The organism is Caballeronia sp. AZ1_KS37 (assembly GCF_023631165.1).
GTDB lineage: Bacteria > Pseudomonadota > Gammaproteobacteria > Burkholderiales > Burkholderiaceae > Caballeronia > Caballeronia zhejiangensis.
This window is the reverse complement of record NZ_JALQDP010000037.1, coordinates 233,263-257,782: the sequence shown is the minus strand read 5'-3', so window position 1 is coordinate 257,782 and position 24,520 is coordinate 233,263. Positions and strand designations below refer to the sequence as shown.

At 63.0% G+C, this 24,520-nt stretch carries 29 protein-coding genes; 14 read left to right on the top strand and 15 right to left on the bottom strand.

From position 1 onward, the window contains the following. Positions 1-22: 22 nt before the first annotated feature. Positions 23-1,543, bottom strand: coding sequence for an outer membrane protein assembly factor BamB family protein (locus tag NCS00_RS25610; protein WP_235366245.1), 1,521 nt, complete (start codon positions 1,541-1,543; stop codon positions 23-25). Between NCS00_RS25610 and NCS00_RS33560 the strand changes: the two genes are divergently transcribed. From NCS00_RS33560 to fnr, 8 genes are all read left to right on the top strand, one after another. Next, the gene (locus NCS00_RS33560; protein ID WP_250441316.1) at positions 1,530-1,877 is read left to right on the top strand and encodes a hypothetical protein; all 348 of its coding nucleotides are present in this window, start codon (positions 1,530-1,532) and stop codon (positions 1,875-1,877) included. The two genes, NCS00_RS25610 and NCS00_RS33560, sit on opposite strands and share 14 nt — an antisense overlap. Positions 1,878-2,066: 189 nt before the next feature. After that, positions 2,067-2,342, top strand: coding sequence for a hypothetical protein (locus tag NCS00_RS25600; RefSeq protein WP_175980543.1), 276 nt, complete (start codon positions 2,067-2,069; stop codon positions 2,340-2,342). A 94-nt stretch (positions 2,343-2,436) separates the two neighbouring features. Then, positions 2,437-2,664, top strand: coding sequence for a hypothetical protein (locus tag NCS00_RS25595; protein ID WP_008347615.1), 228 nt, complete (start codon positions 2,437-2,439; stop codon positions 2,662-2,664). A gap of 74 nt (positions 2,665-2,738) precedes the next feature. After that, positions 2,739-2,969, top strand: a complete 231-nt coding sequence (locus NCS00_RS25590) for a hypothetical protein (RefSeq protein ID WP_008347614.1) — start codon at positions 2,739-2,741, stop codon at positions 2,967-2,969. An 18-nt stretch (positions 2,970-2,987) separates the two neighbouring features. Next, complete coding sequence (locus tag NCS00_RS25585) at positions 2,988-4,097, top strand: PAS domain-containing sensor histidine kinase (protein ID WP_250441315.1); 1,110 nt, start codon at positions 2,988-2,990, stop codon at positions 4,095-4,097. A gap of 84 nt (positions 4,098-4,181) precedes the next feature. Further along, complete coding sequence (locus NCS00_RS25580) at positions 4,182-4,649, top strand: universal stress protein (RefSeq protein WP_250441314.1); 468 nt, start codon at positions 4,182-4,184, stop codon at positions 4,647-4,649. Further along, the gene (locus NCS00_RS25575; RefSeq protein ID WP_008347611.1) at positions 4,646-5,293 is read left to right on the top strand and encodes a response regulator; all 648 of its coding nucleotides are present in this window, start codon (positions 4,646-4,648) and stop codon (positions 5,291-5,293) included. Before NCS00_RS25580 ends, NCS00_RS25575 begins: the two co-directional genes overlap by 4 nt. A gap of 162 nt (positions 5,294-5,455) precedes the next feature. Next, positions 5,456-6,190 (top strand): fumarate/nitrate reduction transcriptional regulator Fnr, encoded by a 735-nt coding sequence (fnr, locus tag NCS00_RS25570; protein ID WP_250441313.1) that lies wholly within the window; start codon positions 5,456-5,458, stop codon positions 6,188-6,190. Here the strand turns inward: fnr and NCS00_RS25565 are convergent. The 4 genes from NCS00_RS25565 to NCS00_RS25550 all read right to left on the bottom strand — a co-directional run bounded on the left by NCS00_RS25565 (position 6,166) and on the right by NCS00_RS25550 (position 8,456). Then, positions 6,166-6,471 carry a DUF1488 family protein gene (locus tag NCS00_RS25565; RefSeq protein ID WP_008347608.1) on the bottom strand — a complete coding sequence of 102 codons (306 nt, stop codon included), beginning with the start codon at positions 6,469-6,471 and terminating at the stop codon, positions 6,166-6,168. The genes fnr and NCS00_RS25565 overlap by 25 nt on opposite strands. Before the next feature lie 94 nt (positions 6,472-6,565). Continuing rightward, positions 6,566-6,877, bottom strand: a complete 312-nt coding sequence (locus tag NCS00_RS25560) for a hypothetical protein (protein ID WP_239294878.1) — start codon at positions 6,875-6,877, stop codon at positions 6,566-6,568. A 52-nt stretch (positions 6,878-6,929) separates the two neighbouring features. Then, the gene (locus NCS00_RS25555; RefSeq protein WP_008347606.1) at positions 6,930-7,376 is read right to left on the bottom strand and encodes a universal stress protein; all 447 of its coding nucleotides are present in this window, start codon (positions 7,374-7,376) and stop codon (positions 6,930-6,932) included. Between the two features lie 42 nt (positions 7,377-7,418). Further along, positions 7,419-8,456, bottom strand: coding sequence for a zinc-dependent alcohol dehydrogenase family protein (locus tag NCS00_RS25550; RefSeq protein ID WP_008347604.1), 1,038 nt, complete (start codon positions 8,454-8,456; stop codon positions 7,419-7,421). Between the two features lie 153 nt (positions 8,457-8,609). Between NCS00_RS25550 and NCS00_RS25545 the strand changes: the two genes are divergently transcribed. Next, complete coding sequence (locus NCS00_RS25545; RefSeq protein WP_008347602.1) at positions 8,610-8,804, top strand: hypothetical protein; 195 nt, start codon at positions 8,610-8,612, stop codon at positions 8,802-8,804. A gap of 19 nt (positions 8,805-8,823) precedes the next feature. Here the strand turns inward: NCS00_RS25545 and NCS00_RS25540 are convergent, their stop codons facing one another. The 7 genes from NCS00_RS25540 to catA form a co-directional block, all read right to left on the bottom strand. After that, positions 8,824-10,164 (bottom strand): MFS transporter, encoded by a 1,341-nt coding sequence (locus tag NCS00_RS25540; RefSeq protein ID WP_250441312.1) that lies wholly within the window; start codon positions 10,162-10,164, stop codon positions 8,824-8,826. Positions 10,165-10,309: 145 nt separating this feature from the next. After that, positions 10,310-10,717, bottom strand: a complete 408-nt coding sequence (locus NCS00_RS25535) for a RidA family protein (RefSeq protein WP_033536407.1) — start codon at positions 10,715-10,717, stop codon at positions 10,310-10,312. A 19-nt stretch (positions 10,718-10,736) separates the two neighbouring features. After that, the gene (gene benD, locus NCS00_RS25530) at positions 10,737-11,513 is read right to left on the bottom strand and encodes a benzoate diol dehydrogenase BenD (RefSeq protein WP_250441311.1); all 777 of its coding nucleotides are present in this window, start codon (positions 11,511-11,513) and stop codon (positions 10,737-10,739) included. Continuing rightward, positions 11,510-12,538, bottom strand: coding sequence for a benzoate 1,2-dioxygenase electron transfer component BenC (benC, locus tag NCS00_RS25525; protein WP_250441310.1), 1,029 nt, complete (start codon positions 12,536-12,538; stop codon positions 11,510-11,512). The genes benD and benC overlap by 4 nt, the downstream gene beginning before the upstream one ends. Before the next feature lie 35 nt (positions 12,539-12,573). Continuing rightward, positions 12,574-13,062, bottom strand: a complete 489-nt coding sequence (gene benB, locus NCS00_RS25520) for a benzoate 1,2-dioxygenase small subunit (protein ID WP_250441309.1) — start codon at positions 13,060-13,062, stop codon at positions 12,574-12,576. Further along, positions 13,059-14,417 carry a Rieske 2Fe-2S domain-containing protein gene (locus NCS00_RS25515; RefSeq protein ID WP_033536408.1) on the bottom strand — a complete coding sequence of 453 codons (1,359 nt, stop codon included), beginning with the start codon at positions 14,415-14,417 and terminating at the stop codon, positions 13,059-13,061. Before NCS00_RS25515 ends, benB begins: the two co-directional genes overlap by 4 nt. A 105-nt stretch (positions 14,418-14,522) precedes the next feature. Beyond that, entirely contained in the window at positions 14,523-15,458 is a 936-nt protein-coding gene (catA, locus tag NCS00_RS25510; RefSeq protein ID WP_008347586.1) for a catechol 1,2-dioxygenase, read from the bottom strand. Between the two features lie 177 nt (positions 15,459-15,635). Between catA and NCS00_RS25505 the strand changes: the two genes are divergently transcribed. The 4 genes from NCS00_RS25505 to NCS00_RS25490 all read left to right on the top strand — a co-directional run bounded on the left by NCS00_RS25505 (position 15,636) and on the right by NCS00_RS25490 (position 19,302). Further along, on the top strand, positions 15,636-16,559 hold the full coding sequence (locus NCS00_RS25505) for a LysR family transcriptional regulator (RefSeq protein ID WP_008347585.1): 924 nt from the start codon (positions 15,636-15,638) through the stop codon (positions 16,557-16,559). Between the two features lie 105 nt (positions 16,560-16,664). Further along, positions 16,665-17,792 carry a muconate/chloromuconate family cycloisomerase gene (locus NCS00_RS25500; RefSeq protein WP_008347583.1) on the top strand — a complete coding sequence of 376 codons (1,128 nt, stop codon included), beginning with the start codon at positions 16,665-16,667 and terminating at the stop codon, positions 17,790-17,792. A 38-nt stretch (positions 17,793-17,830) separates the two neighbouring features. Further along, positions 17,831-18,109: a muconolactone Delta-isomerase gene (catC, locus tag NCS00_RS25495; protein ID WP_008347582.1), complete on the top strand. Its 279-nt coding sequence runs from the start codon at positions 17,831-17,833 to the stop codon at positions 18,107-18,109. Between the two features lie 8 nt (positions 18,110-18,117). After that, positions 18,118-19,302, top strand: coding sequence for a benzoate/H(+) symporter BenE family transporter (locus tag NCS00_RS25490; RefSeq protein ID WP_008347580.1), 1,185 nt, complete (start codon positions 18,118-18,120; stop codon positions 19,300-19,302). A gap of 376 nt (positions 19,303-19,678) precedes the next feature. Here NCS00_RS25490 and NCS00_RS25485 read toward each other — a convergent pair whose 3' ends face one another. The 3 genes from NCS00_RS25485 to NCS00_RS25475 form a co-directional block, all read right to left on the bottom strand. Beyond that, positions 19,679-21,232: a class I adenylate-forming enzyme family protein gene (locus NCS00_RS25485; RefSeq protein WP_250441308.1), complete on the bottom strand. Its 1,554-nt coding sequence runs from the start codon at positions 21,230-21,232 to the stop codon at positions 19,679-19,681. A gap of 67 nt (positions 21,233-21,299) precedes the next feature. Further along, positions 21,300-22,505, bottom strand: a complete 1,206-nt coding sequence (locus tag NCS00_RS25480) for an amino acid aminotransferase (RefSeq protein ID WP_250441307.1) — start codon at positions 22,503-22,505, stop codon at positions 21,300-21,302. An 11-nt stretch (positions 22,506-22,516) separates the two neighbouring features. Further along, positions 22,517-23,890 carry an amino acid permease gene (locus NCS00_RS25475; RefSeq protein ID WP_008347574.1) on the bottom strand — a complete coding sequence of 458 codons (1,374 nt, stop codon included), beginning with the start codon at positions 23,888-23,890 and terminating at the stop codon, positions 22,517-22,519. A 135-nt stretch (positions 23,891-24,025) separates the two neighbouring features. Here NCS00_RS25475 and NCS00_RS25470 point away from each other — a divergent pair, with 135 nt between their 5' ends. Continuing rightward, positions 24,026-24,499 (top strand): Lrp/AsnC family transcriptional regulator, encoded by a 474-nt coding sequence (locus NCS00_RS25470; RefSeq protein WP_175980527.1) that lies wholly within the window; start codon positions 24,026-24,028, stop codon positions 24,497-24,499. The last annotated feature ends 21 nt before the right edge of the window (positions 24,500-24,520 follow it).

Here is a 24,520-nt window from a genome sequence, read left to right as displayed (position 1 = left end):
ATGCGGCCCCGACCCGCGCCAGTCATCCGCCGAGCAGACCGAACACCATCACGCCCGTCTTTGTGCCGACGTAGACCTTGCCGTTCGCGACCGTCGGCGAGATGAACTTGTTGTTGCCGAACTGATCGCGCGTGCCCGCCTGATTGCTGTTGTAAAGCTCGATCGCGAGATTGCTCGCGTCGTAGGCATGCAGCACGGCGGTCGGCGTGGTGTTCTCGACGCCCCATACGATGCCGTCGGTATTGCCATTCGCGGAAATGACCGGCGCGAGGCCCGGAAAATTCCAGTTGCCCGCGGGACTCGTCGTCTGGCTCGATGCGCTCGTCGCGACCATCGCGTTGACGACGGGCAGCGCCTTCAGATGATCGCCCGCCGGGCCGACGTAGATCGTGTTGTTGTAGAACGCCGGCGCGGTGAACATCGGACCGGTGATCGTCGAGTAAAGCGGCTGATAGATGTGATCCGCGTTCGAATCGAACTTGCCCATCGAATCGCGGTTCACGACGTAGAGGACGCGCGTCTTGCCGCCGCCTATCGCGAGATGCTGCACGTTGCCGTTGATGTCGGTGACATCGGGCAGCACGAGCACGCCGCCCGAGCCGAGATCCAGATCCTGGTTCGATTCCACCACGGTGTTCGACGGCTCGAAGTAATCGTTGACCTGAAGCGCGAACGTCGCGCTCGGCGTGACCTTGAGGAAGCCGTTGCCGAAGTTGTTCCTGATCGGCATGTCCTGCGCGTTGATGGTCGCGTCGAACGTGCCGTTGCCGTCGAGGAAATAGATCGACGTGCCGTCCGATGCCAGGCCCGCGCCGCCCATCCAGATGCCGCCCATCTCGCCGTTCGGCGTGACGTTGAGGATGCCCGTCTGCTTGAGCGTGTCCGCGCTGTAGCCGATGAGCCAGCCGGTATACGGCAGCGTGTCGCAATGCGAGCTCCACGCCGTATAGACGACGCCGTTCAGCAGCAGCAGCGACGCGCGCTCGATGTACTGGCCCGGCGTGAACGGCACGACGCCGTTCACGCTGCCCGATCCGGTGCCGGGATACGAGCCGGTGATTTCGGTCGGGCCGCCGAACAGTTCGCCGCCCGTTGCGATGTCGATGGCGTGGATGCGCTGGTGATACGCGCCGCCGCTGTCCTTCGACATGCCGACGACATAGATCACGCCGTTGGGCCCGCGCGAGCGGTCGATGACCGGCGTCGCCGTGATGCCGATTTTCGGCGTGGTCTGGTCGCAGCCGTGATCGTCGCTCGGCACTTCGCCCGCGCCGAGCGTCGAGACTTGCCAGAGCACGGCGCCGGTGTCGGCATCGAACGCGTAGAGGGTCGCGTTCTCGGTCGCGACGTACAGCACGTTATGCGTGCCGCCCGCGATCGGCACGTTGGCGAGAAAGAGCGGTTGCGCATCGACGGCGCCATCGACGGCATAGAAGCCGAGCTTGCCGAACGTGGACGACTTCACGCTGGCGAGCGTGAGCCGGGTCTCGGCGAGCTGCTGCGCGGTGCGGCGGATGTCGTTGTGATACGTGGTGACATCCATCGGAGTCGATGCGGACGGCGAGTTCATCGCGGGAGCGCTTGCGCTCGCGGGCGCGCTCGCGCCGTTTGCCGATGATGCTGCCGAAGGACTGGATGCCGACGCTGGGCTCGACGCCGACGCGGGACCGGATGCCGACGCGGAGCCGCCGGATGTCGAGGACGGATCGGAGGAGCTTCCTCCGCTGCATCCACCGATGATTGCTGCGATAGCGACTGCGATCACGCCAACCGATAAATGCCCTTTCATCTGCGATCTCCGTTCAGGAGGGGCCGGCCCCGGTGCAGTCGCGATTATTGTCTGCAACGGCTTAAAAAAGTGGACGACCGTCGGCTGAACGCTAGGCTTTGGCGGAACGGTCGGCGGGCTGTATGTATGCGTCTCACGAATTCGCAGACAGCGGAAAAAACCCGGACGCTCGGGCAGCCAGCGCGGACGTGCGGGCAGGACTGCAAGCGGACGTTAAAGGCACAGTAAGGCTCAGGACGGGACCCGATTCGTATCGCTATCGCAGCACTGTGCGGTCTTGCCCGATTTCGACAGATGTTTTCGAGGTGAGACGCAGATGAAACGCTTGACCGCTCAGGTGATGTGCCACCCGCTCGTCGCGATCGCGGCGCTTTTCGCAGCCGATCTGCTGATGCGCTCCGATTCGGGGCTCTCCGGCGCGATGTACGTCGTTGCGGCGAAGTCGGTATCGAGACTGTTCAACGCGATGCGCAGAGGCGCGACCCGATGCCCGCAGGATTGGTCGGACTTAAGCATTTGCATGGGAAAAGTAAAAAAGCTTAAATCGGATTAAGCGACAAAAATTGAACGGTTAGGCTTACTGCTTACGGAATGTAGGCAAACGTCAGAATTGCCACGCCGGCAAAACATTAGAACCTGAGAGAGCAATGAATCGACCCGACGACGTGATCTACAAAGGGCACGTACTGAGCGCGACCGCCGTCCCGGAGCAGGACAGATACGCGGCGATGCTCATCGTGCGAGAACCGGACGGCACGCGCCGTTCGAGCGGAATGCTCGGCGAATTCGCCAGCGAAACGGGCGCGGTGCGCTACGCGTTCGCTTACGGCATGGCCGAGATCGACTATCGACAGTCAGTGCAGAACCCGCGCTGATCCGCGCGCATTCGCTCTCACGCCGCGGCATGCCTGCCGCATAAGCCTTTCGATCATCTCCACCGGTCAAATCTATGATCATCTATCATCGGGGAGCGGCTTTTAAGCCCTCCGCCACTCGTGTAGGCAACGCGTTCGTCGCGACCGCGTCGATTCTCGAAGAGGACGGCCATGCCACCTCGCTCGGCAATCTCGGCGCATTCGCAAGCAAGGACGGCGCGCTCGGCTTCGCGGTGCGCTGCGCGACCGCGTTTCTCGACGGCGACGAGCTGCCCTTGCCGCCCTTTCAGATGATGAAGCAATAGCGCCGCAACGCGTCGACGTTGCAAGCGCATCCGCCCATTGCAACGATGATCGACTGCTCCGCGACCGAACCCGGCAACACGCCTTCGCTGCTGACGGACGCACCTTTCCGTCTGCTGGTCGAAGCGGTCGAGGACTACGCGATCTTCCTGCTCGACGCGCACGGCCACGTCGCGACCTGGAACAACGGCGCGCGGCGGATCAAGGGCTATGACGCGAGCGATATCGTCGGCCGTCATTTTTCCGTCTTCTATCCGGGCGACGATATCGCCGCGCGCAAGCCGCACAACGCCTTCTCGACGGCGGCGCGCGTGGGCCGCGTCGAGGACGAAGGCTGGCGCATCCGCAAAGACGGCAGCCGCTTCTGGGCGAACGTCGTCATCACCGCGTTGCACGATCCGTCGGGTAGTCTGATCGGCTTCGCCAAAGTCACGCGCGACATGACCGACCGCTTGCGGCTCACGGAACTGCAGCATGCGCGCGAGCTCTCCGCGCACGTACAGACGGCGCTGGAAAACGAGCGCGCGTCGATTGCCCGCGAGTTGCACGACGATCTCGGCCAGCAGCTTGCCGCGCTCAAAATGCAGTTGTCGATTCTCGACAGCACCGCGCCGAACGCGCGCTTCAAACAGCAGGCGCTCACGCAAATCGACACGATCATCGGTTCGCTGCGACGCATCGCGGCGGGCCTGCGTCCGCCCGTGCTCGACGATCTCGGCCTTTTCGCCGCAATCGACTGGCTCGTTTGCGATTACCGCCGCCGCTACGATCTGACGATCCATCTGGATATCGAAGGCGACGAGGACGGCTTCGAGGCGACTGCGTCCACGTCGCTCTTCCGGCTCGTGCAGGAAGCGCTGACGAACGTCGTGCGCCACGCGCGGGCATCGGAAGTTCGCATCGCGATCGGCTGCGCGTATGCGCGCTGCACGCTGACGATCGAGGATGACGGCCGCGGCGCGGAGATCGAACGGCCGCGCGCGGCGGGCACGTTCGGCCTGCTCGGCATGGGCGAGCGCGTGCGGCAACTGGGCGGCGTCATCGAGTTTCGCAGCGCGCCGGGCGAAGGCTTTCGCGTCGTCGTGGACATTCCGCTTCATCGCCCCGCCGATGACCGGTCCGTTCCTTGACTTGCGTCAACCGTTTTGCATACGCCGTCCGTAGACTCGATCGCACACCCGCGAAGCGCCAACACACCGGATCAGGAGATCGTCATGTACAACCGCATTCTCGTGCCCATCGACGGCAGCCCGACTTCCCTCCACGCCCTCGATGAGGCGATCAGGATCGCAAGCGCGACCGCGGCGCAAATTCAGCCGCTCTTCGTCGTGGACATGCAGCCCGTTTCCTACGACGCCACGAGCGCGTTCTATCCTGGCCTGCGCGACGCATTGCTGGAGGAAGGCCGGCGGCTCGCTGCGACGGCCACGGAGCGCATGACGCAAGCGGGCGTGAAGGGCACGCCGCGCGTGTGCGAAGTCGAGTATCTCGGCGATGACATCCCGCAGCGCATCCGTCATTGCGCCGACGATTTCCGCGCCGATCTCGTCGTCATGGGCACGCACGGGCGGCGCGGCTTGCGGCGGATCGTGCTCGGCAGCGTCGCGGAAGGTTTCGCGCGGCTGTCGCGGTGTCCCGTTCTGCTGGTGCCGGGCCGCGAAACGGAAGAACCGAATCCATGACGACGAAAGTCCTGATCGCCGATGACCACGCGCTCGTGCGCGACGGCCTGCGCCATATCCTCGCGAACGCGCACGGCTTCGAGGTCGCCGGCGAAGCGAGCGACGGGCCGGGCACGCTCGCGCTCGTGCGCGCAACGGAGGCAGACGTGCTCGTGCTCGATCTGTCGATGCCCGGCCGCAGCGGCCTCGACCTGCTCAAGCAGATCAAGGACGAAAAGCCCGCGCTGCGCATTCTCGTGCTCACGATGCACGCCGAGCAGCAATACGCCGCGCGCGCGTTCAAGGCCGGCGCGTCGGGCTATCTGACGAAGGAAAGCGCGAGCGCGGAGCTGGTCGCGGCGGTCGCCAAGGTCGCGTCGGGCGGCGCGTACGTGAGCCTCGCGATGGCCGAACGCTTCGCGCAAAGCCTCACCGAACCTGACGATGCGCTACCGCATCAGCGATTGTCGAACCGCGAGTTCGAAGTGTTCCGGCGGCTGTGCGCGGGCGAATCCATCAGCGATATCGGCGAGGCGTTGTGCGTGAGCGCGAAGACCATCAGCACCTACAAGGCGCGCATCCTCGAAAAAATGCAGATTCCCCACGAAGCCGCGCTCGTGCGCTACGCGGTGCGCCATCAGCTTTTCGACGACGACAGCGCCTGAATCGAAGCGGCGCGTGTCGGCATTTCCCTACACGTCTTCCCGAATGCCTACGGCACGATCAGCCAGCACCGACATTTTTTCGACACAGCGCACTCCATAATTGGACACGTGACATGCGGGATCGCGCGTCGATGCGCGATCCGGTTCGACAGGAGGCGCAGCATGATTTCCGCGAGCGCAGACAGTCCCGGCATGCACGCCGACGCGAAGCCGCCGAGCACGCGTTGCTCGACGTGTTCGATGAAGCGCATCTGCATGCCGTCCGGCTTGTCGCCGGTCGATTATCAGCGTCTCGACGCGATGATCAGCTCGACGCGCTTCGTGCGGCGCGGCGAAACGCTTTTCCGCAGCGGCGATTCCTTCCAGAGTCTCTATGCGCTGCGCAGCGGCTGCTTCAAGACCGTCGTCATGCATCGCGAAGGACACGAGCAGGTCACGGGCTTTCATCTGGCGGCCGAGCCCCTCGGGTTCGACGGCGTGAGCACCGACCGCCACGCGTGCGACGCCATCGCGCTGGAAGACAGCGTCGTCTGCATCGTTCCGTTCGATCTGCTCGAATTGCTGTGCCGCGAAGTGAAGGCGGTGCAGCATCACGTTCATCGCATGATGTGCGGCGAGATCGTGCGCGAATCCAATCTGATGATGCTGCTCGGCACGATGACGGCGGAGCAGCGCGTCGCGGCCTTCCTGCTCAATCTGTCGACGCGCATGAAGGCGCGCGGCTATTCGCCCGCGCAATTCGTGCTGCGCATGACGCGCGAGGAAATCGGCAGCTATCTCGGGCTGAAGATCGAAACCGTCAGCCGCATGTTCTCGCGGCTGCAAAAGGCCGGCGTGATCGACGCGCGCGGCAAGGACGTGCGGATCCTCGATCAGGCGCGGCTCGAAGCAGTCTGAGCGCGCGCTTCGCGAAAGCGGAAAAATCCGCTGCGCAGCATCACCGACGTGCCGCCGACGCGGCTCAGCACATGTTCGGCGGCGCCTTCTATCGACGAGCGATGGCTCTCGAACGCCTGCTGCAGATCTTCCTCACGCCACGACGCCGCGCCGAAGTGATCCTCCAGCGCTTCGGCCGAAATGGTGCACTCGATCGGCTCACCGTCCGCGAAGGCGGCGAAAGTGAGCGAAGGGACATCGCCCTGATAGACGGGCGGCTGACTCGGAAACGTAACGATCATGCCGATACCTCGTGGAACGTTGATGCGACGCGAGCCGGCGCAGCGCATATCCACTTAGTCTTGGCCACGGTTTCGGAGCGCGTATTGATCTGGATCAAATCGCGTCCGGCGCGCCGCGCTGAAGCAGCAACTGAACGGCGTCATCGAATGTATGACGCAGCGCCGCGTTCACGTCGGCGTGTGTGCTGCGTTGCACCGTGACCTGCTCGGAATCGCGCGTGAGCAGAACCAGTTGCGCGTCGAAGACAGTGCGTCCCGCGCGGTCGAGCGACGCCTTGATCGTGAGCCTGCAATCGACGATGTCTTTCGCGACGCCCGCAAGCCGCACGAGTTCGACGCCCGCTTCGCGTTCGATCGCGCTCGAGCCCGCGAAGCCGAGGCAGGCGATCTGCATTCCGAGGCCCATGTCATTGTTCTCCGGTCAGGCCATCGCGCGGGCGCGCCTCACTCGTCGTGGCTCACGCGTCTTTCGCGACATGCTTCGGTGCGCGCGTGAGCAGCACCGGACACGTCGAGCGTCTGACGAACGCTTCCGCGACGCTGCCGAGCGCGAGCCTGCGCAACCCGGTCCGGCCATGCGTGCCCATCACGACGAGATCCGCGGGCATGTGCACCGCGCGGCGCTGCAGGCACTTCGCGATCGTATCGGTGACGTTGCGCGTCTCCGCGAGTTCCGTTTCGCATTCGATGCCCGCATCGATCACGCGCGCATACGCGATATCGAGCGCGTGCCCGCCTTCCTCGCGCACGTTCACGCGATACTGCGCCGGATACGACGAAAGCGCGGCCACGTCGATCACGTACACGACATTCACTCGCGCGCGCGCGCCGATGCGGATCGCTTCGTCGAGCGCGCGTTGCGAGCACTCGCTGCCATCGAGCGCAACCAGGATTTTGCGGTACATCGTTTTCCGGCCCGCACGGCTTCCCGCTGAAGGCCGCCCACTTCAAATTTCGATGATGACCTTCAGCGCGTTCGTTTCCGCCGCGCGGCCAAAGGTGTCGTAAGCGTCGAGCGCGCGCGCGAGCGTGAAGCGGTGCGTGATGAGCTGCTTCGGCTGCAGCCGCCCCGCGCGCACGGTCTTGAGCAGCATCGGCGTGCTGACCGTATCGACGAGACGCGTCGTGATGCTGATGTTGCGATCCCAGAGCGATTCGAGATGCAGATCGGCCTTCACGCCATGCACGCCGACATTCGCGATGGTGCCGCCCGCCGCGACGATCTGCTGGCACAGCTCGAAGGTCGCGGGCACGCCGACCGCTTCGACGGCGCAATCGACGCCCGCGCCATCGGTCAGACGCATGATCTCGGCGACGGCCTCTGTGCGCGCGATGTCGATGCACGCGCTCGCGCCGAACGTACGCGCGATTTCGAGCCGATGCGCGTCGCGATCGATCATGACGATCTGCGCCGGCGCGTAGAACTGCGCGGTGAGCAAGGCGGCGAGACCGACCGGCCCCGCGCCGACTATCGCGACCGTGCTGCCCGGCTGCACGCGCCCGTTGAGCACGCCGCATTCGAAGCCCGTCGGAAGAATGTCGGAGAGCATGACGAGCGCCTCTTCCTCGACATCTGCCGGAATCGGATAGAGGCTCGTATCCGCGTGCGGGATGCGCACGTATTCGGCCTGCGTGCCGTCGATCTTGTGGCCGAGAATCCAGCCGCCCGTCGCGCAGTGCGAATACATGCCGCGTCGGCACGCCTCGCACTTTCCGCACGACGAAATGCACGAGATCAGCACGCGATCGCCCGGCTTGAACGTCGACACCGCCGCGCCGACGTCCTCGACGACGCCCACGCCTTCGTGACCCAACACGCGGCCGGGCTCGCAGGTGGGAACATCGCCCTTGAGAATGTGCAGATCGGTTCCGCAGATGGTCGTGCGCGTCACGCGAACGATCGCATCGGTGGCGGCGGCGAGCGCGGGTTTCGGCCGCTCGTCGAGCGACTTGATGCCGGGGCCGTGATAGACGAGTGCTTTCATCTGCGAACTCCGTTGCGTGGCGCGTGACGTGAATCGACGCTCTCACTCTATCGGGACGCCCGCGGCTCCGATTGACTTGAATCAAGCGCACGCGCATATCGCGAGTAACATGAAACCACCTGATTGACTGCGTTTTCATTTTCAGGAGGCTGCATGAAAGCGGTGTGTCCATTGCATGGACCGACGACCATCGTCCGCACGAACGCGTACGGCTTTCCGGTCTATGCGTGCTGCTGCCACGACGTGCCTTATGTCACGCCGCCCGATGCCTGCACGCGCGCGCCGACGCAGCGCGGCGCTCCATCCGAGCCGCAGAAGGCCCGGCAACCGAAGCCCGCGAAGGAGTGATTGCCGGGCGCACGCGTCGTTACGCCGGATCGGCGGCGGCCACGGCGATGGCGTCATTGCGCGAACGACGCGTATCGATCAGACAAACGGCAAGCATCGCGATGACGCCGGGCACCGCGATGGCGACGAAGTTCTGCTGCAGCGGCAACGCCTTGCTCACGAGAAAGCCGATCACGATAGGCGCGAGAATCGCCCCGCTGCGCCCGATGCCAGACGCCCAGCCGATGCCCGTCGAGCGGATCGCGGTCGGATAGAACTGACCGGCGAACGCATACGTGACGATCTGCGTGCCGATCGTCGATGCGCCCGCGAGACCCACCAGGAAAAACAGCACGCCGACCGGCACCTTCACGCCCAACAGGCTGATGGAAATCGCGGCGAGCGCGTACATGGCGATCAGCACGTACTTGATGTTGAAGCGGTCCGCGAGCCATCCGCCGCCGATCGCGCCGATCATCGCGCCGAAGTTCAGAACGAGCACGAATGTGAGCGCCGAGCCGAGGCTGTGCCCCGCGCCAGCCATCAGTTTCGTCAGCCACGAACTCAGCGCGTAGACCATGAAGAGGCACATGAAGAACGCGATCCACAACATGACGGTGCTCATGCCGCGTCCTTCGGCGAAGAGTCGCGCGATCGGCGAACCGGGCGCGGCTTCGCGATCGGAAAGCGCGAAGCGGTCGGCCTCTTGCGGCACATAGCGCGGATCGACGCGCGAAAGAATGTCCTTCAGGCGCGCCGCGCGTTCGTTTCGCACGAGGAATGCGAGCGACTCGGGCATGTACTTGAGGATCACGGGCGCGAGCAGCGCCGGAAGGCCCGCCGCGATGAAGACGGATTGCCAGCCGTAGCGCTCGATCATCCCCTTGCCGACGAGCGCCGCGAGCATGCCGCCGACGGAATATCCGCTGAACATCAGCGTGACCATCGTGCTGCGGATCTTGCGCGGCGAATACTCGGTCATTTGCGCGACGACATTCGGCATGACGCCGCCGATGCCCAGTCCCGCGAGAAAGCGCGCGATGCCGAACGTCACGGGATCGCGCGTCAATCCGGCCGCGGCCGTGAATACGCTGAACAGCAGCAGACAAATGACGATGGCGGGCACGCGGCCGATCCTGTCGGCAATCGTGCCGAGAAACACCGCGCCGATCATCATGCCGAGCAGCGCGGAACTCACCATGAATCCGGCGCTCGTCGGCTGAATGCCCATGTCGCTCATGATCGACGGAAGCGCGATCCCGACGACCGCGAGATCGTATCCGTCGAAGATGATGATGAGCGCGCACCAGAACAGAAGCAGCAAATGAAACTTGCTGAACCGGGCATCGTCGCATAGCTTTTGCACGTCTATTTGCCGCATGGGTGTCTCCAAGGATGTAGGACTTGCTTTGATTCCGCGATTTTTAATGTATTGATCAGGCGGAACGATGAACGCGCGCGCGTTCTCCTTGCTGCGTGCATGGCGCAGCAAGGTCGGTTCTTTTTACGTTGACGTTTCTTGCGTGTTACGACGCGCTCGCCGTCACTACGGCGACCGCCTTGATTTCGACGATATAACCCGCGGAACCACCGAGCATATGCGCGCCGATCGCGGTCCACGCCGGCAGCGGATGCGTGTTCAGATAACGCTCGCGCACCTGCATGAACAACGGCAGATCGCGCATGTCGGTATGAAAGCTCGTCACGTCGACGACATCGCTCAACGAAGCACCCGCCGCTTCGAGCACGAGCTCGAGATTGTCGAAAGCCTGCACGATCTGCGCTTCGCGGTCTTCGACCAGTTGCATGTTCGCATCGCGTCCGATCTGCCCGGACACGTAGATCGTATTGCCGGCCTTGATCGCGGGCGCATAGCGGATCTTTTCGTAGACCGCTTCCATTCCCGCGGGAACGATTGCCTTGCGTTCACTCATGATTGCGTCTCCCGTGAGATCAGCCGTTATCGCCGCCGGCGACGGGCAATACCGCGCCGGTGATATAGCTCGCTTCGTCCGATGCGAGGAAGAGAATCGGCGCGATCTGTTCGTCCAGCGTGCCGTAGCGTTTGAAGAACGTCGATTCGGTGACCTGCTTCACCGCTTCGCCCATCCACACTTCTTCCTGCTCGCTGTCGCCGCTCGCATTGCGCGGCACGCGTCGCGCGGGCGCTTCGGTGCCGCCCGGCGCGGCTGCGACCACGCGGATGTTGCGCTCGCCGTATTCCATCGCGAGCGCCTGCGTCATTGCGTTGACGCCGCCTTTCGCCGCCGAATACGGCACGCGACGAATCCCGCGCGTCGCGTTTGAAGACACGTTCACGATGGTTCCGCGCCCGCGTTCGAGCATATGCGGCAACACGGCATGGCACGCGTAGAGCGTCGGCATGAGCGAGCGCCGGATTTCGGCGTCGATCTGCGCGGGTTCGAACTCGGCAAACGGACGCATGCGAATCGCGCCGCCGACGCCGTTGATCAGGATATCGATGCCGCCGAACGTGCGCGCTGCGAACGCCATCGCGGATGCCGCGCCTTCATACGTTTCCATGTCGGCGACGAAGCCGGCCGTATCCGCGCCCTGCGCTTCGGCGGCCACTTCCCCGATGAAGTCCGCGCGATCGACGAGCACCACCTTCGCGCCTTCCGCCGCCGCACGCAGCGCCACGCCGCGCCCGATGCCCTGCGCCGCGCCGGTCACGACCATCACCTTGCCGGCAAATCGTTGCGTGTTCATGCTGCCACCGGCGCGGCGTTGGGCGTGAACTTCTCGTAGTGGAAGCTGTTGGGCTTCACGCCGCTATCGTCGAAGTGCTTGCGCACGGCATCGACCATCGGTGGCGGGCCGCAGAGATACACATCGACATCGCCGTCATTCAGCGATTCGGCGGGCATGTGCTGCGTCACCCAGCCTTTGCGCGGATGGTTCGAATCCGCATCCGCGACGACGGTGCTGAACGTGAAGTTCGGCAACCGCGCCGTATAGGCTTCGATCGCTTCGACTTGCACGAGATCGAGATCGCGCGTCACGCCATAGATGAGGTGAATCTTCTGCTGCGAGTTCGCGCGTGCGAGCACTTCGAGCATCGAGAGGAATGGCGCGAGACCCGTGCCGCCCGCGAGGAACAGCAGCGGACGCTCCACCCCGCGCAGATAGAAACTGCCGAGCGGACCGGTCAGCTCGACCGTGTGACCGGCCTGCGCGGATTCGAGCCATGTGCTCATCACGCCGCCGGGAATCTTCTTGATGAGAAAGCTGATCTTCGTCGCGCCCGGCGCCGACGAGAACGAATACGAACGATGCTGTCCGCTACCCGGGACATCGATATTCACGTACTGGCCCGGCAGAAAAACCGGCGCGGGCGTAGCGGCATCCACATCCAGTTCGAGCACGACGGCGGCGTCGTTGTGCGGCTCGATCTTCGTGACCGTCGCGGCGAACTTGCTCTGCGCGGTCTTGCATGCCGTCGACGATGCCGGGACCGCGATCACGCAATCGCTCGATGGCACCATCTGGCAGGTGAGCACGAGACCGCTTTCCTTTTCGTCGTCGGAAAGCGCGTCTTCGATGTAGTCGTCGCCGAGATCATAGTTGCCGCTTTCGGCGCGGCATTTGCAGGTGCCGCACACGCCGTCGGAGCAATCCATCGGCAGATTGATCTTGGCGCGGAATGCGGCGTCGAGAACTTTCTCGCCCGCCTTGCATTCGACAAAACGCGTCACGCCGTCTTCGAAATTCAGTGCAATGTTGTAGCTGGACATGTTGCCTCCTACTTCCTGTCTCGTCACCGCGAGTGTCAGACGTGATAGACGTCGAGCACCTGGCGGATATAGTCGTTCTTCAGCACAATCTTCTTGTGCACAATCACCAGAATGTCGTCGACCTTGCGCAGCGTCACGAAGATCGTGCCGAAGAAATGATCGGTGATCTTGTAGCGGTGATTGAGCGTGTCGAAGTTGTAGCGCACATCCACTTCGTTCTCGCGCTCGGCCAGCACTTCCACGTTGGTGACGTTGTGGCTCGTGCGCGGCTCGGGCATCGAAGCGCCACTGCGCTCGGTCTTGATGCGGAACACGCGATCTTCGAGGCCGCCGCGATCCGGGTAATACATCAACGAGATCTGACTTTCGTGGTCATCGGTGATCTGATCGTCGTCGTCCCATGCGGGCATCCAGTACGTGACGTCTTCCGCATAGCAGCCGAGCCATTCGTCCCATTGACGATCGTCGAGCAGACGCGCTTCGCGATACAGCGTCGCGCAGATTTTCAGGTAGTCGAAGCTCATGCCAGTGCCTCCCCTTGTTCCTTCTTCAACGCGTCGCGCATCACGTTGACCCAGTATTCGTGCTGCACGACGAAGAGTCCTTCGTCTTCGCTGCGCTCGCCCGAAATGAGCGGCTTGATACCCATGTTCTGCGCGTTCTCGTCAGGACCGTGGACCCAAAGCGGCGCGCCGCGCGAGAGGTCGTTCCACATCGCCGTGATGCCCGCATAACCCGACTGGCACGCGCGAAATTCCTCGAGGTCGTCGCTCGTGCCCATGCCGGTCACGTTGAAGAAGTCTTCGTACTGACGGATGCGCGTCGCGCGATCTTCGGCGCTCTCGCCCTTCGGCGCGAAGCAGAAGATGCTGACTTCGGTCTTGTCGACGCCGAGCGGGCGCACCACGCGAATCTGCGTGCTGAACTGATCCATCAGAAAGACGTTCGGATAGAGGCACAGATTGCGCGTCTGATTGACGATGTAATCCGCCTGCACTTCGCCCACGCGCGCCTTGATCTCTTCGCGATGCTGATACACCGGCCGCACTTCCGGATTCATCGTCTTCGTCCACAACAGGATGTGGCCATGATCGAATCCGTACACGCCCGCGACCGACTTGCTCCAGCTATTCGCATCGACGGCCTTGGTGCCTTCGATCTTGCGGCGGCCCATCGTCGCGGCGTAATTCCAATGCACGGTGCTGACGTGATAACCGTCGCAGCCGTTTTCCATCTGCATCTTCCAGTTGCCGTCGTAGATGTACGACGAATTGCCGCGCAAGACTTCGAGGCCGTTCGGCGCCTGATCGACGATCTGATCGATGATGACCTTCGTCTCGCCGAGATAGTCTTCGAGCGGCATCGAATCCGCATTCAGGCTGCCGAAGAGAAAGCCGCGATAGTTCTGGAAACGCGGCACGCGGCGCAGATCGTGCGAGCCGTGCGTGTTGAACTGGATCGGGTATTCGGTCGTCTTCTCGTCCTTCACCTTCAGCAGCTTGCCGGTGTTGGAGAACGTCCAGCCATGGAACGGACAGGTGAAGCTGCCCTTGTTGCCGTGCTTGCGGCGGCAGAGCATCGCCCCCTTGTGCGCGCATGCATTGATGACCGCGTGCAACTCGCCGGTCTTGTCTCGCGTCACCACGATGGGCTGACGGCCGATCCACGTCGTGTAGTAATCGTTGTTGTTCGGGATCTGGCTTTCGTGCGCGAGATACACCCAGTTGCTCTCGAAGATGTGTTTCATCTCGAGATCGAACAGATCGGCGTTCGTGAAGATGTCGCGGCGGCAACGGAAGATGCCACTCTCCTTGTCGTCCTGGACGGCGTTTTGCAGCAGTTCATCGAGCTGCGTGGCTTTGTCGGTGATGGCGGACATATGAGTTCTCCCTATGCGCGTTCCGGCGACGGAGCGCATGCATCGGTATCGAAGGGGTCGTACGGAGATTCGGGCGGCGGCGGGCTGACCGCCGCTGTTGCGTAATTACGCGGTGACGGATGCGCGCGGGCGCTGGACGAGCTGGTTGTCCTTGCCCTGCACGAGCGGCGTCAACTGGATGTCGAACACGATTTCGTTGTACGCGTCGGCCTTCAGCCCCAGCGCCGTGCCGCCCGTCTTTTCGACGACATGCGGAACGAGTTCTTCGCGAGTCGCATAAGCGAAGTCATCCCAGATCAGCGGATCGCCTTCGATGTTGATCTGCGTCGTCAGCTTGCGATGCTTCTCGCTCGTCGCGAAGAAGTGCACGTGCGCCGGACGATTGCCATGACGCGCGAGCGAGTTCAGCAGTTGCTGCGTCGCGCCGTGCGGCGGGCAGCCGTATCCGACCGGCATCAGCGTGCGGAATTCGTACTTGCCGTCCGCGCCCGTTTTCACTGCGCCGCGCAGATTGAAATCGCTTTGCGCGCCGGTCGGGTCGAAGTGCGAGTAGAAGCCGTTCGAGTTGGCGTGCCAGCATTCGACGACCGCATTCGCAACCGGCTTGCCATCGTGACCCGTGACCGTGCCGCGAATGACGAGCGGGCCGGCGTTCGCATCGGGATCGAGATCGATCTTCGACACGCCCTCGCGCACCGGCGCACCGGCCACATACAGCGGGCCTTCGATGGTGCGCGGCGTGCCGCCGTGGATATCGGCTTCGCGGTCTGCGGCATCCATGCGGATGTCGAGATACTTCTCCAGACCGAGGCCGGCGGCGAGCAACGCCGCTTCGCCATCCTGACCGAGCTTGTTGAAGTAATTGACGCCGGCCCAGATTTCATCGGGCGTCATGTCGAGGTCGTCGATCGCCTTGAAGAGGTCGCTCAACAGGCGATGCGTGATCTCTTTGGCGCGAGCATTGCCGTCCTGACTCCCGATGTTCGCAGCGGCCTTCAGCAGGTCCTGCACTTCCTTCGTATCGAACACTTTGATGCTCATGTCTTCTCCTGAATCTCGCAATTTTCTGGTGGGGGTTAACCCTCGCTTCATCACCTGTGCAGATATGCTCGGAAGGTATAGTCGGGTGTTGAAACAGAGCGTGAAGGCAGGATAATGGACGTAAAGAAGCCCAGTCCAACACTGATTTAGTATCGGGCCATATCCAGGAGGTATTGAATGGAGTTGCGACACCTGCGTTACTTCGTGGCGGTGGCGGAAGAAAGAAACTTCACGCGCGCGGCCGAAAGGCTGCATATCGCACAACCGCCTTTGAGCCGTCAAATACAGCAACTCGAAGAAACGCTCGGCGTGCAACTCTTCGAACGCAACTCGCGGCCGCTCAAGCTCACGGAGACCGGCAAGTTCTTTTATTCGCATGCGGTGCAGTTGCTCGCGCAGACCGCCGAACTCGAATCGATGACGCGCCGCGTAGGCAATATCGAGCGCAGTCTTTCGGTGGGATTCGTCGGCTCGACGCTCTACGGCATGCTGCCGAAGATCATCCGGCGCTTTCGCGACGAGAACGCGACCGTCGAACTGAGCCTGCACGAAATGTCGACGATGGACCAGATCCGCGCGCTCAAGGATGGCCGCATCGATGTGGGCTTCGGGCGCATTCGTCATGAGGATGCCAACATCCGTCGCGTGATCTTGCGCGAAGAGCAACTGATCGTCGCGCTTCCGCTCGGGCACCCGCTCTCGCTCGCGAAGCCCATTCTCTCGCTGCGCGATCTCGTCAACGAGACGCTCATCATCTTTCCGAAGTCGCCGCGCCCGAGTTATGCGGATCAGGTGCTCGCGGCGTTTCAGGATCGCGGGCTCGCGCCGCGCAAGATCTACGAAGTGCGCGAATTGCAGATCGCGCTGGGGCTCGTCGCGGCGGGCGAAGGCATTTCCGTCGTGCCGAGCAGCGTCCACGGCCTGAAGCGCGACGACGTGAGCTACAAGGAACTCGACGATCCCACGCTCGTTTCGCCGGTCATCATGAGCATGCGCGCGCTCGACGAATCGCGCGACATCAAGGAAATGCTCGAACTCATTTACCGGCTGTATGACGAGGAGAAGATTCCTTACACGGCGCGCACGGATCGGGGGCGATGACGCACGTCATACCTGGGGGGTATCGCACTAGACGCGAATGGTCTTGGACAGGCGGCAAACGGGCGCGCAATACTGCATCAACCTCTCCATTCCGACATTTCAGGTATGAACGCCCAAATCACCTCCGTCGAAGCGATTCTGGTTGATCTCCCGACCATTCGCGCGCATCAACTCGCGATGGCGACGATGCAGCAGCAAACCCTCGTCATCGTCCGTCTGCGCACGAGCGACGGCATCGAGGGCATTGGCGAAGCCACGACCATCGGCGGCCTGTCTTACGGCGATGAAAGCCCCGAAGGCATCAAGCTGACGATCGATACCTATCTCGCGCCCGCGCTCATCGGACAGGATGCGAGCAACATCAACGCGGCGATGCTGAAGCTCAACAAGGTCGCGCGCGGCAATCGCTTCGCGAAGTGCGCGCTCGAAACGGCGCTGCTCGACGCGCAAGGCAAGCGGTTGAACGTGCCGGTGTCGGAGTTGCTCGGCGGCGCGGTGCGCAAGACGCTTCCGGTGCTCTGGACGCTCGCGAGCGGCGACACGCAGCGCGATATCGAAGAAGCGGAAATGCTGCTGGCCGAACGCCGTCACAACACATTCAAGCTGAAGATCGGCCGGCGCGGCGTGCGCGATGACGTCGCGCATGTATCGAAGATCAAGGCCGCGCTCGGCGATCGCGCGAAAGTCACCGTCGACGTGAATCAGGCATGGAGCGAGACCGATGCGTCGCTCGGCATCGAAGCGCTTCAGGCAGCGGGCATCGATCTCATCGAACAGCCGACTCCGCGCGAGCAGCGCGGCACGCTCGCGCGGCTCGCGGCGCGCTTCATCGTGCCGATCATGGCCGACGAAGCGGTGACGGGCCCCGAGGACGCGCTCGAACTCGTTCGTCACGCATGCGCCGATGTGTTCGCGCTGAAGATCGCGAAGTCCGGCGGCATCTACGGAATGATGCGCACGGCCGCCATCGCCGATGCGGCGGGCGTGTCGCTCTACGGCGGCACGATGCTCGAAGGCAGCATCGGCTCGATTGCATCGGCGCATGGTTTCAGCGCGTTGCCGCAGCTCGCGTGGGGCACGGAACTGTTCGGGCCGCTGCTGTTGAAGGACGACATCGTCACGGCGCGTCCGCAGTATCGCGACTTCGATCTGCACTTGCCGGAAGGACCGGGCCTCGGGCTTCAGATCGATGAAGCGAAGCTCGCGTTTTATCGTCGCGACAAGCGCGCTTGAATCATCGAATCAACGCATCAACAACGATTGGGGACATCATGCTTTATCTCGTCAGGATGGACGTTCATCTGCCGCACGACATGCCCGCCGCCAAAGCCGATGAAATCAAGGCGCGCGAGAAGGAATACTCGCAGGAACTGCAGCGGCAAGGCAAATGGCAGCAGTTGCATCGCGTGGTCGGCGAATATGCGAACTACAGCGTCTTCGATGTCGATTCGCACGATGAACTGCACACGATCTTGTCCGGCCTGCCGCTCTTCCCGTACATGACGATGCAAGTGACGGCCCTCGCGCATCATCCGTCGTCGATTCGCTGAAGCCGCGCATGTCGATTCCGGTATCGCGGGAAGGAAGCGGGTCGGTATCGGCGGTGAGCGCCGGGTTGCTTGCCGTCATCATCTCGTATGCCGGACCGCTCGCGATTCTCTTCCAGGCCGCGCACGCGGCACATGTCGGCAACGACGTGATCGCGTCGTGGGTCTGGTCCATCTCGATGGGCGCGGCCGTTTCGGGCATCGCGCTGAGTGTGTGGCTGAAGCAGCCGATCATCACCGCGTGGTCGGCGCCCGGTTCGGCGCTGCTCGTCACGCTGTTTCCCGGCATGCCGGTGAGCGAGGCGATCGGCGCGTATATCGTCGCAGGCGCGTGCATCTTCGTGCTCGGCTTGTCGGGATGGTTCGATGAGATCGTCAAGCGCATACCGAAGGGCATCGCCTGCGCGATGATGGCCGGCATTCTCTTTCAGTTCGGCACGAACGTATTCAAGTCGATTGCCGTTACGCCGTGGCTCGCGTTGGGCATGATCGCGAGCTTCCTCGTTTTTCGCCGATGGGCGCCGCGCTACTGCCTCATTCTGGTTCTCGCGTCCGGCTGCGCGCTGGCGATGGCACTCGGCCTGACGCATTTCGAGTCGGTCAGCCTTCATCTCACGCGCCCCGTATTCACGATGCCGACTTGGTCCTGGCAATCGACCGTGAGTCTTGCGTTGCCGCTCGTCATCGTCAGTCTGACGGGGCAATTCCTGCCTGGCTTTTCGATCTTGCGCGTGTCGGGTTATCAAACGCCGACGCGTCCCGTGCTCATGACGACGGGCCTCGCATCGATGCTCGTCGCGTTTTCGGGCGGCATCACCATCGTCATCGCGGCGATTACGGCGGCGCTATGCACCGGGCCCGATGCGCATCGCGACCCGGCGAATCGTTATGTTGCGGGCATCGCCAATGGCGTCTTCTATCTGATCGGCGGATGCTTTGCGGGGACGGTCGTCATGCTGTTCGCCGCGCTGCCGAATGCGTTCGTTGCGGTGCTCGCCGGTCTCGCGCTGCTCGGCGCGATCGCGGCGAACGTCGTGGGGCTGGTGCAGGATGAGGCGCATCGGGAAGCTTCGTTTATCGCGTTTATCGCGACGGCTTCGAATATGAGTTTTCTCGGGTTGGGGTCGGCGTTTTGGGGGATCGTGCTGGGGACGATGGCGCATTTGGTGCTGGGGCGGGCGAGGCACAGGGGCTAATTCGGACTTTGCGTGTATGCCTTCAAAACGCACGGTTATCCCGAGAGCCATCCTCACGATGCGCAAGTCAGGCGGGACGCCGCTCGACTTCCAGAAGTTCACGCTTGAAGACGTGCGTATTAGCGGCGTCGATCCTATTGGATCGGGTGGCTACCATGCCGAGAATGTTTAACTCCCGTTTGCGAGCGTTAAACAGGAATACACCACTCAAAATGCGCAGGGCGGTAGCAATGGTGTCATTACGGCTGCGTTCGATCTTCGGGCACGCTCAATTCGGCAAATGCGTTGATCGTGCTCCGGAGCATGAGTGAGGGACTTGTCGATGGCGGTAGCTTTACGTCGTCGATCGGCGTGCTTACTTACCAAGGACAATATTTCAACTGACTGCAGCCGGCATCGCACGCGCTTGGCCGAATGTACACCTGGTACTTAAGGCCTCCCGACACCAGAACCCAATCGCCGCCCGATTCACCTTCCCTTGCTCGGTAAGCGGCACGCGCTGCACGGCAGCCATCCGCACAACCTTCGCCACTGCGACCCCACACGCCGATTCAAGCGCCCGCATGCAACGCGCGACATCCACACGCCTTCCTGTCCACGGCACCACTACGACATCCCACACATAACCGCGCGCAGCATCGGCCGATGCAACAGCGCGCGCATAGCGCACATCGGGCAACGCACAAAGCGGCGTTTCGATCTGCGCCGGACCGACGACGGCACCATCGATTTCGGCGACATCCCCTCCACGTCCGATCACATGCAGATAACCCCTCCCGTCGATGAAACCGATATCGCCCGTCATGCACCAGCCATCGCGAAACTTCTGCGCCGCTTCGATCGGCTGCCGGTAATAGCCCTGCGCCACCGCCTTCGATTTCACCTCGATCGCGCCGTGCTCGCCATGACGCGCGAACGTGCCGTCGGCGCGGCGAATCCGCACCTCGACGCCCGGCCGGATACGCCCGGCGCTCTCGAGCAGACTCGCATCGACGAGATAGTCCGACGGCGTCAACACGCTCACGAGCCCCGCTTCGCTCGCGCCGTACATGTGCGTGAGCACCGGGCCGAGGCGCTCGATCGCGCGCCGCCGCAAAATCGCGGGCGCCGATCCGCCGATATGCGCGACCGAGCGCAACGAAGACAGATTGCGCCGATGAACGTCCGGATGATCCATCGTTTCGAACAGTTGCGGTTCGACGAGCAAGACGTCCGTGATGCGCTCGGCTTCGATCGTCGCGAGCGTTTCGGCGGGATCGTAGCCAGGCTTGAGCACGACGATGCCGCCGCCCATCAACGTGTTATCGACGAGCACCTGCGACAGATACGCAAGCGCGCCGTTGACAAGCTGCCGCCGATCCTCGGGGCTCGGCGCGCTCACCATCGTCGAATATGCGGCGAAGCTGCGGCGGCTCGCTTTCGGCACGCCGGTCGAGCCGCCCGATGACACCACCACGGCGAGATCGTCGGGTCTTGCACGGCTCTCAACCGGCAGATCGTGCTGCACGCGCGCCCGGATATCCAGCCGCAAACGCGCCGGCCCCGTTCCGACATACGCGAGACGCGCGCCGCTATGCGCCGGCACGAGATGCTTCGTCTGTTCGAAGGCGATGAGCAACGTCGGCTGCATGCGCGTGACAAACGCGGCGCGCTGTTCCGCGCGCGTGATCGCGGGCAGGAACATCGTCGTCGCGCCGAGCAGGCCGGTCGCGTAGCGGATCGCGAGCGCATCGGGGCAGTTCGGCGCGAACATCGCGACGAACCCGCCGCGCGTGACGCCGAACGACGCAAGCGCCCGCGCATATCGATAGATCGATGCGCGAAACGCCGCGCCGGTCACGTCGTCGCCGAGATAGCGCAGCACCGTGCGATCGGCGTGCGCGTCGAGCTGCTCGAGCAGCCCATCGACATAAGAGCGAAACGTTTCCATGACTGCATCCCTCCTTCATCAGCGATGGATGCAGTGTGCCCGCGCACAATGAGGCGAAAATGAGCGGCTACGCGATCGCTTTCGACAGCACTTCGCCGATGGCGCTTGCGGTCGCATCGACGTTGCGCTCGTTCAGCGCCGCGACGCACATGCGGCCCGAGCGGATCAGATAGACGCCGTGCCGTTCGCGCAGCACATCGACCTGCGCGGCGGAAAGCCCTGTGTACGTGAACATGCCGCGCTGCTCGACGTAACGCGCAAGCATCGCATCGGGCACGTTGCCGGAAAGACGCGCGTGAATCGCGCTACGCATGCGCGCGATGCGCGTGCACATCGACGCCAGTTCTTCCTGCCACGATTGCCGCAACGCGGGCGTCGTCAAGACGCGCGCGACGATCTTCGCGCCATGCGTCGGCGGATTGCTGTAGTTCGCGCACACGGCGCTCGTCAGTTGACCGAGCACGCGCGCCGCTATCTCCGCCGATTCGCAGATCACCGACAACGCGCCGCAACGCTCGCCGTAGAGCGAAAAGTTCTTCGAGAACGAATTGGCGATCAGCGCGGGCACGTTGCGGCGAACCAGCTCGCGAATCGCGAACGCATCCGCATCGAGTCCCGCGCCGAAGCCCTGATACGCCATGTCGATGAACGGAAGCAAGTCGCGCGCTTTGATGGCATCGATGAGCATCGCCCATTGCGCATCGTTCAGATCGACGCCCGTGGGGTTATGACAGCACGCGTGCAGCAGCACGACGCTCTTCGCAGGCAGATCGCGGATCGCCGAGAGCATCGCGTCGAACTTCAGGCCGCCGCTCGCTTCGTCGTAGTACGGATACGTGCCGACCGTGAAGCCCGCGCGCTCGAAGATGAAGCGATGGTTATCCCACGTCGGATCGCTCACCCAGACGTGCGACGCCGGGAAATAGCGCTTGATGAAGTCCGCGCCGACCTTGAGCGCGCCGGAGCCGCCGAGCGTCTGCACGGTCGCGATGCGGCCTTCGATGCGCGCGGGCGAATCGTCGCCGAATACGAGCGACTGCACGGCATCGCGATACGCGGCGAAGCCCGCCATCGGCAGATACGGTTTCGCAGCGGGTTCCGCGAGCAACTGCGCTTCCGCGTCGCGCACGGCGCGCATCACCGGCAGACGGCCTTCGTCGTCGTAGTAGATGCCGATGCTCAGATTGACCTTGTCCGCGCGCGGATCCTTCGCGAAGTCTTCGTTGAGCGAAAGGATCGGATCGCCGGGATAGGCATCGATGTGTTCGAACATGACCGTCTCCGTCAGACGCGCGACAAGGCCGCACTCGCGCGACGGCGATTGCGAATCGCATAGCCGACGCCGAGCACCGCGAGCCACACGGGAATCAGATAGACCGAGATGCGCAGATCGGGGATCAGGCACATCACCACGAGAATGCCCGCGAGGAACGCGAGGCACAGATAGTTGGTGAGCGGATAGCCGAGGCTCTTGAACACGGTCGTTTCGCCGTTGCGCGCCTTCACGCGTCGGAATTGCAGATGGATGAGCGAGATCATCGCCCAGTTGATGATGAGCGCCGACACGACGAGCCCCATCAGCAACTCGAACGCCTTGCCCGGCATCAGATAGTTGATGAGCACGCAGACGGCCGTCGCGAGCGCGGAGACGCCGAGCGCGGCGAGCGGAATGCCGCGCCGGTTGACCTTGAGCAGCGCGCGCGGCGCATTGCCCTGCTGCGCGAGACCATAGAGCATGCGGCTGTTGCAATACACGCCGCTGTTATAGACCGAGAGCGCCGCCGTGAGCACCACGGCATTGAGCACATGCGCGACGAAGTTGCTGTTCATCGCATGGAAGATGAGCACGAACGGGCTGCCGCCGGTCACGACCTTCTGCCACGGATACAGCGAAAGGAGCACGCCGAGCGCGCCTACGTAGAAAATCAGAATGCGATAGATCACCTGATTGGTCGCACGCGGAATCGTGTGCGAGGGATCGTCCGCTTCGGCCGCGGTGATGCCGACCAGCTCCAGCCCGCCGAACGAGAACATGATGACGGCCATCGCCATGACGAGACCGGAGACGCCGTTCGGGAAGAAGCCGCCGTGACGCCAGAGATTGGTCACGCTCGCGTCCGGCCCGGCGCTGCCCGAGAACAGCAGCCAGCCGCCGAAGCCGATCATGCCGACGATCGCGACGACCTTCACGATCGCGAACCAGAACTCCAGCTCGCCATACGATTTCACGCTCGTCAGATTGATCGCGTTGATGATGCAGAAGCAGACGAGCGCGGAGATCCACGTCGGGATGCCCGGCCACCAGTACTGCACGTAGATGCCGACGGCGGACAGCTCGGCCATCGACACGAGAATGTAGAGCACCCAGTAATTCCAGCCCGACAGAAAGCCCGCGTACTGTCCGCAGTATTTGTCCGCGAAGTGGCTGAACGAACCCGCGACCGGCTCGTCGACGACCATCTCGCCCAGTTGCCGCATGATGAAAAAGGCGACGATGCCCGCGATCGCGTAGCCGAGCAGCACCGATGGTCCCGCCGACTTGATCGTCTGCGCGATGCCGAGAAAAAGCCCGGTGCCGATCGCCCCGCCGAGCGCGATCAGCTGAATGTGACGGTTCTTCAGGCCGCGCTTGAGCGTGCCGTGTCCCTCATGTGTCACGTGTCTCTCTCCTTGTGCTCGATTTAGGGGAATCAGTGTAAATTTGTTACGGCACAATATGATTTCCTAACGCGCGCAGACAAACCCTAGTTTGCGCGTCCGGATTTCATCGATTGGTTCATCGGAGAAAGAAAATTGCAGACTATCGAGATCGATCGTATCGACCTGCGTTTGCTCGGGATACTGCAGTCGCGCGGGCGCATCTCCAATCTCGAACTGGCGGAAGCGATCAACCTGTCGCCGGCGCAGACGTTGCGGCGGCATCGGCGGCTGGAAGAGATGGGTGTCATCAAGGGCTACGAGACGCGGCTCGATGCGCAGGCGCTGGGCTTCGGCGTCGTCGCCTTCATTCAGGTGACGATGGAGCGCGGGCACGTGCGCGACCTCGCGAAGTTCAAGGGCGTCGTCGGCAAGCTCGCGGAGATTCAGGAATGCTTCGCCGTGACCGGCGATATCGATTACATGCTGAAGGTGATCGCGCGGGACCTGAAGGGCTTGTCGGAGTTTCTGCTCGACACGCTGATGCGTATTCCCGGCGTGAGCGGCGTGAAGTCGAGCGTATGTCTCGACGAGTTGAAGTGCGTGAGCGCGGTGCCGCTGGAGGGATAGTGAGGGCGGCGCTCACGCCAG